The following is a 12,217-nucleotide window of genomic DNA, read 5'->3' as shown; positions in this document are numbered from 1 at the left end:
TTGTACAGCCGCCGCAAACCGATGGGCTTGTCGGGCGCAGAAGGTGTCAGAGGATTCGCCCTCAGCTCGCCGAATCCTCTGACACCTTCGTCGGAGAATTCGTCCAGCTCTGCATGGCGGCAGCTGGAGGCCGCGTCCATCCAGGCCTTCCTCCGCTCGCCGCCGTACTCGGCAATCCATCACTGCACGGCCGAGACCTACCCAGGTCCGATGTGAGAGAACCCGGGCTGTGCCCACTCTCCGTCCTGCAGAGCTTCGGGTCGTGATGGCCCGAAACGAAGGAGGGGGAGCATGAAGCGAATCCAATGGTACGTCATGGGAAGTGTCCTCACGGCTGGTCTCCTGGGACTTGCGCACGAGGCATCTGGCGAGGCTCTCGCGGTGGAGCCTTCGACGAATTCCCAGTGCAAGCCGCGCATGCTGAAGGGCAAGTACGTCTATGCGAACGATGGGTACATCGTGAGCGGGTCCGAGCGGGTCCCCTTCTCACAGGCCGGTCATGATTTCTTCCAAGGGAACGGGACCCTTACCGGTTCGGCGACCATCAGTACCAATGGTGAGCTCACGCGCATCGTCTACACTGGCACCTACACCCTCGAGCCCGACTGTAGCGGCACCCTGACGCTCACCGACAACCTCGGAGGCACTACGCACTGGGACATCTTCGTCACGAAGAACGGGGAGGACCTGACCTACATCCAGACCGACGCTGGCGTCGTCACCTCCGGCTTCGAGACAAGACGGGACTAGGCTGGGTGTCAGGTGCCATAGCGTTGCTCGCACAGAGCCCACCGGACGGGCTCAACCCAACTGGGAAGCGCTATGACACCGCCGTCCGGCCGTCCGACACTGTCGTCCCGTCGTCAATTTCTTCGGGCGTGGCGGGGGGATGCGGGAAGGGCTCGCGGGAGACCTCTTCGAGCAGGTCGCTCATGGGCGTGGCCACGGTCTCATTCCCCCAGCCAGTAGAGGTTGCGCCGAGTCCGGAGCACCTGCTCCAGAAATTCCGAGAAGGAACTGGCGACTGGCCTACAGTACTTCGGGTCGGGCCATGCCTCATGGTAGCCGTCAACGAGGGGGTAACGGCCATTCTCCTGGCGGGCCACGTCTGCCAGCACGTAATTGCCGTCCTGCACGTCGCAGATGGCGTACACCGAGGCCGGGCCCCACTGGTCGTCATCCTCGCCGTAGATGGCCACCCGAGCCCGGACGATCTTCGACAGCGGGAGGATGCGGTAGGGGGTGTTGGGCAGCCGCTTGATCAACTCGGCCCCATTGCAGTGCAGGTAGAAGGCCCGGAGGTCGGGGTCCAGCTTCCAGCCCACCCACCGCTCGAACTCCTCGATCTCCTCAGGTGTGGCCGGGGGATGGGGGAAGTGGTCGCGGGAGACCTCTTCGAGCAGGCGGCTCATGGGGGTGGTCATCCGTCAGTCCGTATAGGGCAGGTTGGGACCCACTGTATTCCAGGGCGGCTGGCCGCCATAACAAGCGGGGTACGCTCTGTTGTAGATGTCGTGGACGCTCGGCTTCGCGGGAAAGATGTTGCTGAGGTCCACCGGGTTGCCTCCATGTTTGAGGTCCCGGATGTGATGCCCCGGCCAAGACACTTCACCCTCCTCGGGCCACTTTCCGAACTTTTCACTCCACCCCTCGCGGTAGGACTCTCGAAACTTCTCCCACTCCTTGCGGCGAGCTGCGTTCTCCTCTGCTGACAGCTCGGGGTAGTTGCAGCAGCAGTGAAGAGGCCGAAGCGGCTCCCAGCCCGAACGGGAACGGGCAAGAGGACGAGGCTTCCCTCCCAATCAAATTTGAAGTCGGCCAGCCACATGCGGCCCTTGAGCGGATATCCCTCAGCGGCACACTGTATCTGGCAGTCGTTCATGAACTCCCGGCGGCATTGCCAGGGGCCGTAGTAGAGCGTCGTCTTCATCCGCCCGCCCGGCACGTCCAACCACGGCAGTTCCTTCTTCGTCGCGGGTTGGACCCCCGGTGGTGGACGCGAAGGGCCAGATCCTCCTGTCCCCTGGGTTGTCGCGCATCCGGTGAGGAGCACCAACAGCACCACCGCTCCGGCCAGCTTCATGGGAATTCCCCGTGGTGACGGCCACCCCTGATGGGTCGCCAGTCCGAGGGAATACCCAATGGGCCTGACAAGCGCCGGTGCGCTGGGCGTTAGGGGAAGGTCACGTTGCCAAGGGGGACGAGACGCTTCCTACTCTCGTCCCGCAGAAGGCGCCGCAGAAGGTGTCAGAGGATTCGTCCTGAGGATTCGTCCTCAGCTCACGGGGAGACGGATTGAGGCAAGCGTGGACCCCGGTTCGAGGACACCGGCAGGTAGCACTTGCCCTTGTACTCGGCCTGCTCCTCGTGACACGGCGGACGACGCTCAAGTGCTACCCAGCAGCCGCCGTTGATGGCGACCTCGTCCCGCCGGGTGAGGCAGGGCGGCTTGGCCTGGTTCGAGAAGGGCTTGTCGGGAAGGGGGTAGGCGATACCCGCCGGGCCCTGCTCCGCACCGTCGATCAGGAATGAGGAGGAAACACCGGCGTCCGCGAGCTCACCGAGAACAGGCGCCGGACGTGGCGGTGTGGGGGATTCCATGGGGCGGGTTCCCGTGCCCAACCAGAAGCCCCCAGCCAGCGCGAGCACGACGAGTCCCGCGGCCGCCAGGACCTTCAGGGGAGGGTGTCTCGCCCACCGCTCCATCGGCGTGCGGGTGAGGTGGGCGCGCATCCTGGCATTGCTCCCCACGGCGTCGAGCCCCGCGAGCAGCAAGACCAGCAGGTTGGCCAGATCCGACAACCTGCCCGAGGCCGGCGCCTGTTCGATCTCCAGGACGATGAAGGGGGGCGTGACCTGGAAGGAGACGCGCACCTGCCAGTTCTTCTTGGGTCCCCAGTTGGGCCGGGAGCCGGGCATCATCACCAGGGCCGGGGCGCCCGTCTGGACGTTGCGCGCCTCGTGGATGGGGCCCAGCTCCGCCGCCGCGTGCTTGCATCGTCTTCCGAGTTGGAGCGAGCCCAACCTCCTGCCCTTCTTCTTCGTGGTCGTCATGCGCTGTCCTTGTTCGCTCTTGCCTACCACGCCCGAGTGGCGTCGGTGGAAGCCTCGTGCGCCCGATTCATACCACGGCGGGAGTCTCCTCCAAGCAGAGAACGTCCGAGGTCATGTGGTTGCGTCGAGGGACTTGTCTCAGGGCACGGTGATGAGGACCGAGTCGTTGTCAGAGAGTTCGTCCAGCCCTGGCAAACCGATGGGTTTGTCGGGCTAACCGAACGGTTTCTCGCGAGGGCGCAGCGAGCACGTCACGGCGACGTGTCCTCCTGCCCCTTCCGAGTGCAGGCCTCGCCCTGGTGTTTCCGGCATGTCTCTTGCCAGGGGCTCTCACTCGCAGCGCGCCTTTCCTTCCCATGGCGCGTTCAAGGAGAACCCATGTCCCGCCGCATCCTTCTCGCCACGTGCTCCGCCGTCTTCCTGGCTTGCAATGCCCCCGTCGATGAGACCCCCGCTGAACCCGAGCAGGTCTCCCAGGGGCTCGCGACGCTTCATCTCGACCGGGAGGTGAAGATCTCGCGCCTCATCCCCCTCTCCGGCATCACGGAATACGCGGCCAGCGGTGTCCATTTCCAGAATGGCTCTCTCTACGTCGTCTTCGACAACATGACGAAGATCGGCCGGATTTCTCCGGCCCTCACGAGCGGGAGCTACGCGAGCGGAGGCTCGTCCACCCAGGAGTCCCAGTACGAGGGCATCACCTACGACGGCAACAACACCCAGCATTTCTACGTCGTCGCCGAGGGCTCCTCGCAGGGACGCGTCATCCGGTACGACTCCGCCGCCAGCGGGGACAGTGCCACGGACGAGCCCACCGATGTGAGCTTCTCCAATACCAACAAGGGGTTCGAGGGGGTCGCCTGGCTGCGCCGGTACGACAACGACTATCTCCTGGGCCTGTGCGAAGGACAGGCGTGCACGGGCACCACTGGCGGAACGCTCCCGGGTGCCATCAAGGTGCTCGCGCAGAGTGGCACGTCGTGGGTGACCGAGAAGACGCTGTACCTGCCCTCGAGCGTCAACTTCGCGGACTTCTCGGACATCGCGCTGCTCTCCCAGCCGGACGGAACCTTCACGGTCGCGGTGACGTCGCAGGAGTCGAAGCGTCTCTGGATTGGCACGCTGAGCGCGACCAGTTGGTCCTTCCTGGACTCGGGCACCGTCTATGCGTTCCCGTCGTCGGACTACTGCAACATCGAGGGCGTGACCTTCCTCTCCGCCACCCAGCTCGCCATGGTTTCGGATGCGATGAAGGACGGTGCGCCCGAGGGCTGCAACAACAAGGACGAGATGATCCACGTCTTCTCGCTCCCGTGACAGGTGGCAGGTGGGGGCGTCAACGGCCAGTACAGCAATAATCTCCAGGTTCGGCCCCGGGTCATCGGGTAGCGTCGTCCCTCGGATGGCCGTACAGACAATCCTGAAGACGGGCCAGATCTCGGTCGTGGCCTACAAGTGCGAGGCCGGTCCCTCGGCGAAGCCTTTCACCGAGCTGCACGAGGCCACGAGCATCTCCTACGTGCGCACGGGCAGCTTCGGGTACCGGGTTGGCCGGCGGGTCCGCGAAATGGTGGCGGGCTCCACGGTCGTAGGCCGCTCGGGCGACGACTACGTCTGCACGCACGACCACACTTGCGGCGATGAATGCCTCTGCTTCCGGCTGACGCCGGAGCTCCTCGAGGCGTTGGGTGGTCCGTCAGACCTCTGGAGCACGCGCGGCGTTCCGCCCATTCGCGAACTCGCCGTGGCGGGAGAGCTGGCCCAGGCGGCGGCGACGGGCCGGACCGACGTCGGAGTGGACGAGGCCGGCATCATCTACGCGGCGACCTTCGTCCGTGCCGTGACAGGGGAGCGCGGGCGGGCGCTGGAGGTCGACACTCGCGACCGCCGAAGGGCCGTCCATGCGGCGCTGTGGCTCGACGCCAACAGCCGTGAGGACATCGATCTTGGCGCGGTGGCGGGACAGGCCGGTCTGAGCCCCTTCCACTTCCTCCGGCTGTTCTCGGCCGTGCTGGGCGTGACGCCCCACCAGTACCTGGTGCACCTGCGACTGCGAGAGGCCGCGCGGTTGCTGGCCCAGGGTGACGAGGCGATCAGCGCGGTGGCCTATGACGTGGGGTTCGGAGACCTCTCCAACTTCACGCGGTCGTTCCACCGCGCCGCGGGCGTGTCGCCTCGGAGCTTTCGTCGGCTGGCCCGAGGTGACCGCAAGATATTCCAAGATCGGTTGGCGGCAGGGCTCGTACGGTGACCTCGTCTCTTCAGGAGGGAACATGTACGACCACATCGGTTTGAAGGTGAAGGATGTCGCCGCGAGCGTCAGGTTCTATGAGGCCGCGCTCGCGCCGCTTGGCTGTGTCTTGAGCTACCAGGATGCTGACGGCGCGGGCTTTGGCCCGCCGGGAGCGCCTGCGCTCTGGCTTTACAGAACGGACAAGACAGGGCCTGGCGCGCACGTCGCGTTTCGCGCAGCCGACCCGGAATCGGTCCGCGGGTTCCATGCCGCCGGTTTGAGGGCCGGCGGGCGGGATAACGGCGGAGCAGGTCTGCGCGCGGACTACGGTCCCACCTACTACGCGGCGTTCCTCCTCGACCCCGAGGGAAACAACGTGGAAGCGGTTTGCATGAAGGCGGCTGTCTGATGGGAACGATTCGAAAGGAAATCGTCATCCAGGCGCCCGCCGAGGAGGTCTGGAGGGCCTTGCGTGACGTGGGACGGGCGCACGAGCGGCTGACACCGGGCGTGCTCGTGGACTGCCGCATGGAAGGGGACGCCCGGATCGTGACGTTCGCGAATGGAATGGTCGTGAAGGAACGGATCGTCACCATCGATGACGCCGCCATGCGTGTCGCATACGCGGTCGTCGAGGGGCCGCCTGCTCATCACAATGCCTCCATGCAGATCGTCGCCGAGGGGCAGCGAACCAGCCGGTTGGTGTGGATTTCCGACTTCCTTCCAGACGAGTTCGCGCGGGTCGCCGCACCGCTCATCGAGGTGGGCGCGGAAGCCATGAAAAAGGCACTGTCTGCGACTGCCGGGATTAGTTGAAGCGGCGAGTGCCCGGGTGCGCGGAGCCGCATGAATTGCGGCTTTCTCCCGCTCGCCGCCGCACTCGGTCATCCATCACTGCACGGCCGAGACCTACCCAGGTCCGAGTTGAGAAAACCCGGGCCGTGCCCACTCTCCGTCCTGCAGTGCATCGGGCGGTGATGGCCCGAAACGAAGGAGGGGGGAGCATGAAGCGAATCCAATGGTACGTCATGGGAAGTGTCCTCACAGCGGGTCTCCTGGGACTTGCGCACGAGGCATTTGGCGAGGCTCTCGCGGTGGAGCCTTCGATGAATTCCCAATGCAAGCCGAGCACGCTGAAGGGCAAGTACGTCTATGAGAACGATGGGTACATCGTGAGCGGGTCCGAGCGGGTCCCCTTCGCACAGGCCGGTCATGAGCTCTTCCCAGGGGACGGGACCTTTACCGGTTCGGCGACCGTCAGTACCAATGGTGTGATCACGCGCATCGTCTACACTGGCACCTACACCCTCAAGCCAGACTGTAGCGGCACCGCGACGCTCACCGACACCCTCGGAAACACTGCGCACTTCGACATCTTCGTCACGAAGAACGGGGAGAGCTCGGCTTTCATCGAGACCGACGCGGGCTACGTCACCTCCGGCTTCGAGATACGACGGGACTAGGCTGGGTGTCAGGTGTCATAGCGCTGCTCGCACAGAACCCATCAGATGGGCTCAACCCAACTGCATGCGCTATGACACCTTGGCCCCCTTCAGGGGGCCAACCGGCGCACGAAGAATGACAGGATTTCGTCCCGTGCCGCGAGGGTCGGTTGGCCCGCCGCGTCGATGAGGTGGGCCGTCACCACGCTGTGCGGGCCACCGACGACGTGCTTGAAGAATGGCGGGGGCTCGGGGTTCGCCGCCTCGTCGGGGAGGACCTTCGCGACGAAGCGGTCTCCGAGCGCCTCGCGATAGGCCGCGAACCGCTGCGCCGTGCAGAACCGATCCCCCGCGAACCGATAGCCGAGCACCGTCAGGTCGTCGCGCTCGAGGCGTTCCTTCACGAGCACGAGCTCCTCGGGAGCGATCTGGATTCCCCCTGGATTGTTCAGCGGCAGCGAGGGCTGACAGAGCACCGGCGCGAGCATCGAGGATTCGAGCATCATGGTGAGCGCGAAGTTGCCGGTGAAGCACATCCCGATGGCTCCCACGCCCCGGCCACCGCACTGCTCGTGTGCGAGGTTCGCCAGCGCGCGCAGCCACTGCGTCACGGGGCTCGACTCGTTCGCCGCGAACGCGCGGAACTCGGCGCTGACGCACGCTCGCTGGAGCACCGCCGTACCTTCCTCTGCTCGCGGGAAGGCGCCGTCGCGCCCGAAGAGCGATGGCATGTACACGGTGAAGCCAGCGTCTCGAACCCAGCGGCTGAAGCGAGCCACGTGTGGGCTGATGCCTGGCATCTCGGCCATGACGATGACCGCAGGACCGGTGCCGGCGACGTAGACCCCCTTGGTGGCGCCGTTCAGGGTGACGGAGCGGCGCTCGAAGTCGTCGAGCGGATCGTCCGCCATGGGTGGGTTCTCGGGTGTCATCGTGCCTCCTTCGATACCGGTGTGTTGGAGCGTGGTTGAAAGATGGGGCAGCTCGTCATGACCCTCAAGTGGCAGGAACGACAATCTTCGGTCTAGGATTGCCACATGATCACGCACCTCGTCTTCGACGGAGTCGCTGATGGTCCGATGGGCGTTGCCCTCGACATCGTGGGCGCTGCTGCGCGGATCGTACGGGCGGGGCTCGTCGCTCTACCCAAGGGCCGCCTGCCGCCGCGCCAGCGTGTGGTGTCCGTGGATGGGGCGTCTGTCCGCACGGCGGCGGGACGTACGCTCGCGGTCGACGGCGCTCTCGGTCTGCGAGGACTCGGAGCGGGTGACGTCCTGGTGCTGCCGGGGCTCGGGATGGCGACGGCGCCTGAGATCACCGCCGCGCTCGAGCGCCCGGACATCGTGCGCGGCGTGGAGCTGGTGGCTCGCGCTGCTGCGAAGGGCGCGCTCGTCGCCGCGTCCTGCTCGGCAACCTTCGTGCTCGCGGCCGCTCGTGTTCTCGATGGCCGGCGGGCGACGACCACCTGGTGGTTGGGTCCGACGTTCGCCCAGCGCTTTCCGCGCGTGACCCTGCGCTCGGACCGCATGGTGGTTGAATCGGGCGGCGTCTTCACCGCGGGCTCCGCGTTCGCTCATGCGGACCTCATGCTTGCGATCCTGGCCTACACCTCGAGCCCCTCGGTCGCGCACACGGTCGCCAGGTATCTCGTCCTCGACGAACGCGCGTCACAGGCGCGTTACATGGTGCTCAGCCACCTCGGCAGCTCGGACCCGGTCATTCGTCAGCTCGAGTCCTTCGTCACTTCCCACATCGGACGGCAGATCTCCATCCACGAGATGGCTCGCGCCACGGCCACATCGCCCCGCACGCTCGCTCGAAGGGTCGCGAAGGGGCTGGGTATTACTCCCCAACAGTTCGCCCAGCGATTGCGAGTCGCCCAGGCTGTTCACCTGCTCGAGACAACGCAGCACCCGGTCGACGACGTCGCGGCTCGTGTCGGTTACGCCGACCCGGCCGCGTTCCGGCGCATCTTCCGCCGCGAGACCGGGGAGACGCCGCGCGCGCGACGCATGCGCTCGATTCTCAGGGAAGGCGAATCGCAGCGCGGCGTCCGCGATGGCTGAGCACGCAAGCGCCGATCTTGTTCTCGCCCTGCGCGCATTCAGCCCCTACACTGCCAGTTCCACGTGCTTTACGTGGAGTCCTACTTCTTGAGGGAATCATGGCATTGCGTAGTGGATTTCAGGGCCGTATGTGGGCACTTTTCGCGGGCGCGTTCCTGGCCGTCGCGCCGGGCGTGAGCGCCGCTGCGACTCCCCTGCTGATCACCTCGGCGTATCCGGAAGCCTCCACCGGGCGGCTCTACGTCTACGGCGAGGGTTTCGGTTCGACGGCACCTTCCGTTGTCTTCGCGGGTCTGTCTGTCTCGGTCGTGGCCAATTCGGATACGACGCTGACCCTCGCCATCCCGTTTGGCCTGCTCAACTATCCGGGAACCTATCTCGTCAGTGTTTCCCGTGGGTCCGCTCCGGAGGACAAGTCCGCCTTGGGCGTGACGGTAGGACAGCAAGGCCCCAAGGGAGACAAGGGAGATAAGGGAGACAAGGGCGACCCCGGCGTGAAGGGAGACAAGGGCGACAAGGGAGATAAGGGCGACCCCGGTGTGAAGGGCGACAAGGGTGATAAGGGCGACAAGGGCGACCCTGGCGTCGCTGGCCCGCCGGGTGGGGGCGCGGATTGCCCCGCGCAAACTGCGACCGGGTCTAGCAAGGATGCTGGTCCTATTTTCGGGCCATCTGTATGGCCTTGGGGAAGCGTCAACGTTCCGGCGCTTGCTGCCGGTCAAGTCATTGTGATTGGGGGGACGCTCTCCGGGGGTGGATATACGTACGGAAAATTCCTCATTCAGTGCCGCAATGGCACTTCGTCCGTTCTGGATGTCTACGCTCCCAAGAACTAGTCCTGGAATGGCTTCAGCCAGATGACTTCGTGACGGGCCTACCCCGTCACGTGGTCCCCGGGAGCGCGGCCATCCCGCTCGCGCTCCCGGGCGATGTCACGGTGCTGCTGGTGCGTTGGGCGCACGTGCAGCAGGCACCCGAGGCTTCCTTCGTCGCCGGTTCCTTCGGGCTGCTGCTCATGGGCCTCTTCCATGCCTGGCACGGTGCCTTCGGCAGGAAGTAGGACCCGTCGCCAGCGCTCGTGCTGAGCAACCTGCCCTCCGGGCCCTCGGGCCCGCGCCTCCCGTGCCTGCGCGGACAGGCGGGCTGGCGCGGTTGCCCTGCCTTGCCGGGAACCGTCCAGGGTCCCACGTTTGACCCGACAGACCGGCTGCTGCTCCAGGGGGATGCGTACGACGAGAATCCGCTCGGGGCCGAGGAGGGCTCGGTGAACGCGAGCGCGGCGCCGCGGCTGCTGTTCGGGGTGCTCGGGCGCACCCAGGGAGGAGCCATGCCGATTCTCTACCTGCTGATGGGACTGGGGCTGCTCGCCCTGTGGATCGTCGCCCTGGTACAGGGCGGCGTGGTGGGCTGGTTCCTCTGGCTGACCTTCGGGGTGGCCATTGGCGTGGTGACGCTGGCCCTGTTGAACCTCGCCTACGAGTCGAGGCGGCGGGCGACGTGAGCCGAGGCCGCGTGCGCGCGGCGGTCGAGAGGAGGTTGGCCGTGGAGAGCTGGAGGATGCCCGAGAAGGACCTGTCGACGAACGAGCTCTTCCGCCGGGCGCTGAGCGAGGCGCGGTTGCTGGCGAAGGCGGAGCTGCTTCACGCGAAGGTGGAGCTCGCGCAGGAGGTGCGCTCGGCGCGCTTCTCGGGCGTGTTCCTCGGGGCCGGGGCGGCGCTGGCGCTGGTGGCGCTGTCGATGCTCTTCGTCGCGGGAGCCGCCGCGCTGGCACTCCCGCTGTGGGCGGGGGCGCTCGTGGGGGCGGGAGTGGCCCTGGTGCTCGCGGCTGCTTTGGGGGCCATCGGCTGGGCGAAGCTGCCGAAGAAGCCCATGCGGCACACGCTGGAGCGCGTGTCGATGGACCTGGACGAGCTCCGCCATCACCTCGAGCGCGCGCCGCACTGAGGCCCTCGAGGCCCGTCCCACGAGCCCCGGGCGGAGCGGCCGGCCGCCTGCTCGGCGAGTCCATCCTCCCTCGGACAACTGGCACCGCCCCTCGCCAGGCCGCTAGGGTTCCGCGCGCTGGCGCCATGAAGGCTCCCGCGGACTCACCCTGGAGACATCACGATGCGGCTGCGCACGACCCTCCTGCTGGGCCTGCTGACCGGCTGTGCCACCACGGCCTCCTCCTCCAAGCCCGAGGCCCCGGCCGAAGCCGCCGCCCAGGCCCCGGCCAGCCCCGAGTCCTCTCCGGCCCAGGCTCCGGCCAGCGCGTCCACGCCCCGGGTGGACCTGAAGGCGCTCGTCGCTCGCGAGCTGGCGCCGCTCACCAAACAGCAGGTGTCCGCGCCGGATGGTTCGTTCACCGCCGAGGTGGAGGCCGCGGCCGCGCCCACCTTCCAGGAGCAGCAGGGCGTGCTCGTGCTCAGCGTGCCGATTGGCACTCGCAGTCCCCTGACGTGCTTCGTGTACCAGGAGCCGCTGGACGCCGGCGGCGCCATCTACCGGTTGGTGCAGATGGCGGGGCAGCGCACGGAGCTCCAGCTGGTGCGCCCCACGGACATGCGGCTCATCGGCGACAGCCCAGCCGTGTACGCCGAGGCGCAGTACCTGGTGGACACGCCCCAGGGCAAGGCGGCGGGCCAGGTGAAGATGATGGTGTACACCCATGAGCAGGTGCCGCTGGTGTGCACGCACGACGAGCTGGGCTACCTGGAGAGCTTCAAGCGGATGACGAGCGGGCTGGCCAGCTCGCTCAAGAGCGCCGCCGACAAGCCCCAGGCCGCGCGCTACTCCGAGTTCAGCGTCATGCGGGTGAAGGGCCACCCAGTGGGCTTCGAGAAGCGCGTCGTGCGCGACGCGGCCGGGGGCTCGCGGCTCACGGAGGTGGAGACGAGCTTCTTCTTCCCGCGCTCGGCCCAGGAGTTGATGGTGCAGGACATCGTCTCCACGGAGCTGGCGGACAAGGACGGCAAGCTGGTGGCGCGCGACTACGCCCGGGCTACCAACGGGGAGCTCGACATCCAGATGTCGCTGGAGCAGGTGAAGGGCCGCGAGTACCACTACGAGGGCAAGCACAGCGGCAAGGAGCTGAGCGGCAACTTCACCGCCCCCGAGGACCTGGCCAGCGAGCCGGGCATCGCCCGCGTGGTGCGCGAGCAGCTCCTGCCGGGCAAGAAAAAGGAGCTGACGATTCAAATCTACAGCCCCTCGGCCAGCCCGACCGCGCCGCTGGCGCAGGTGCTGCGCAAGGAGGCCGGTGAGCGCGAGGTGTCGGCCGAGGTGGGCTCCATCAAGGCCTCGCTCACCGTGGACGCCCGGGGCCTGGTGGAGAAGCTGGTGATGCCCCTGAAGGACGACTTGCGGGTGGAACAAGAGCGCGTGAGTGTCAGCGGGGCGCCCTGACTTACTGTCCATGGCGGTGGTGCGGCGCGCGTGTTAGT

General features: G+C 66.6%; 16 protein-coding genes. 12 read left to right on the top strand and 4 right to left on the bottom strand.

Annotation, left to right across the window (positions count from 1 at the left end):
* Window positions 1-291 precede the first annotated feature (291 nt).
* The gene (locus tag DAT35_RS33735) at window positions 292-750 is read left to right on the top strand and encodes a hypothetical protein (RefSeq protein WP_108072883.1); all 459 of its coding nucleotides are present in this window, start codon (window positions 292-294) and stop codon (window positions 748-750) included.
* 200 nt (window positions 751-950) lie between these two features.
* Here the strand turns inward: DAT35_RS33735 and DAT35_RS33725 are convergent, their stop codons facing one another.
* From DAT35_RS33725 to DAT35_RS33715, 3 genes are all read right to left on the bottom strand, one after another.
* Window positions 951-1,424: an SMI1/KNR4 family protein gene (locus tag DAT35_RS33725; RefSeq protein WP_108072881.1), complete on the bottom strand. Its 474-nt coding sequence runs from the start codon at window positions 1,422-1,424 to the stop codon at window positions 951-953.
* Window positions 1,425-1,427: 3 nt separating this feature from the next.
* Window positions 1,428-1,607, bottom strand: coding sequence for a hypothetical protein (locus DAT35_RS61165; protein ID WP_233261878.1), 180 nt, complete (start codon window positions 1,605-1,607; stop codon window positions 1,428-1,430).
* Between the two features lie 673 nt (window positions 1,608-2,280).
* Window positions 2,281-3,054, bottom strand: a complete 774-nt coding sequence (locus DAT35_RS33715) for a hypothetical protein (protein ID WP_108072880.1) — start codon at window positions 3,052-3,054, stop codon at window positions 2,281-2,283.
* Window positions 3,055-3,432: 378 nt separating this feature from the next.
* Here DAT35_RS33715 and DAT35_RS33710 point away from each other — a divergent pair, with 378 nt between their 5' ends.
* The 5 genes from DAT35_RS33710 (at window position 3,433) to DAT35_RS33690 (ending at window position 6,750) form a co-directional block, all read left to right on the top strand.
* The gene (locus DAT35_RS33710) at window positions 3,433-4,371 is read left to right on the top strand and encodes an SdiA-regulated domain-containing protein (RefSeq protein ID WP_108072878.1); all 939 of its coding nucleotides are present in this window, start codon (window positions 3,433-3,435) and stop codon (window positions 4,369-4,371) included.
* An 85-nt stretch (window positions 4,372-4,456) separates the two neighbouring features.
* On the top strand, window positions 4,457-5,305 hold the full coding sequence (locus DAT35_RS33705; RefSeq protein ID WP_108072876.1) for a helix-turn-helix transcriptional regulator: 849 nt from the start codon (window positions 4,457-4,459) through the stop codon (window positions 5,303-5,305).
* Between the two features lie 22 nt (window positions 5,306-5,327).
* Entirely contained in the window at window positions 5,328-5,696 is a 369-nt protein-coding gene (locus tag DAT35_RS33700; RefSeq protein WP_108072874.1) for a VOC family protein, read from the top strand.
* On the top strand, window positions 5,696-6,103 hold the full coding sequence (locus DAT35_RS33695) for an SRPBCC family protein (RefSeq protein WP_108072872.1): 408 nt from the start codon (window positions 5,696-5,698) through the stop codon (window positions 6,101-6,103). Before DAT35_RS33700 ends, DAT35_RS33695 begins: the two co-directional genes overlap by 1 nt.
* Window positions 6,104-6,291: 188 nt before the next feature.
* Window positions 6,292-6,750 (top strand): hypothetical protein, encoded by a 459-nt coding sequence (locus DAT35_RS33690; protein WP_108072870.1) that lies wholly within the window; start codon window positions 6,292-6,294, stop codon window positions 6,748-6,750.
* 89 nt (window positions 6,751-6,839) lie between these two features.
* Here DAT35_RS33690 and DAT35_RS33685 read toward each other — a convergent pair whose 3' ends face one another.
* Window positions 6,840-7,661 (bottom strand): dienelactone hydrolase family protein, encoded by an 822-nt coding sequence (locus DAT35_RS33685; RefSeq protein WP_108072868.1) that lies wholly within the window; start codon window positions 7,659-7,661, stop codon window positions 6,840-6,842.
* A gap of 105 nt (window positions 7,662-7,766) precedes the next feature.
* Between DAT35_RS33685 and DAT35_RS33680 the strand changes: the two genes are divergently transcribed.
* The 6 genes from DAT35_RS33680 to DAT35_RS33650 all read left to right on the top strand — a co-directional run bounded on the left by DAT35_RS33680 (window position 7,767) and on the right by DAT35_RS33650 (window position 12,179).
* Window positions 7,767-8,795 (top strand): GlxA family transcriptional regulator, encoded by a 1,029-nt coding sequence (locus DAT35_RS33680; RefSeq protein WP_108072866.1) that lies wholly within the window; start codon window positions 7,767-7,769, stop codon window positions 8,793-8,795.
* Between the two features lie 98 nt (window positions 8,796-8,893).
* Window positions 8,894-9,631 (top strand): hypothetical protein, encoded by a 738-nt coding sequence (locus DAT35_RS60115; RefSeq protein WP_199243074.1) that lies wholly within the window; start codon window positions 8,894-8,896, stop codon window positions 9,629-9,631.
* 29 nt (window positions 9,632-9,660) lie between these two features.
* Window positions 9,661-9,855, top strand: a complete 195-nt coding sequence (locus DAT35_RS33670; RefSeq protein WP_108072863.1) for a hypothetical protein — start codon at window positions 9,661-9,663, stop codon at window positions 9,853-9,855.
* Window positions 9,856-9,957: 102 nt separating this feature from the next.
* Complete coding sequence (locus DAT35_RS33665) at window positions 9,958-10,296, top strand: hypothetical protein (protein WP_146210003.1); 339 nt, start codon at window positions 9,958-9,960, stop codon at window positions 10,294-10,296.
* Between the two features lie 41 nt (window positions 10,297-10,337).
* The gene (locus DAT35_RS33660) at window positions 10,338-10,739 is read left to right on the top strand and encodes a phage holin family protein (protein ID WP_233261877.1); all 402 of its coding nucleotides are present in this window, start codon (window positions 10,338-10,340) and stop codon (window positions 10,737-10,739) included.
* 162 nt (window positions 10,740-10,901) lie between these two features.
* A complete protein-coding gene (locus DAT35_RS33650; RefSeq protein WP_158502014.1) occupies window positions 10,902-12,179 on the top strand; it encodes a hypothetical protein in 1,278 nt (425 codons plus the stop codon).
* Window positions 12,180-12,217: the final 38 nt, after the last annotated feature.

The organism is Vitiosangium sp. GDMCC 1.1324, from assembly GCF_003044305.1.
Lineage (GTDB): Bacteria > Myxococcota > Myxococcia > Myxococcales > Myxococcaceae > Archangium.
Note: the sequence above shows the minus strand (reverse complement) of the source record. Positions and strands in the feature narration are given on the sequence as shown.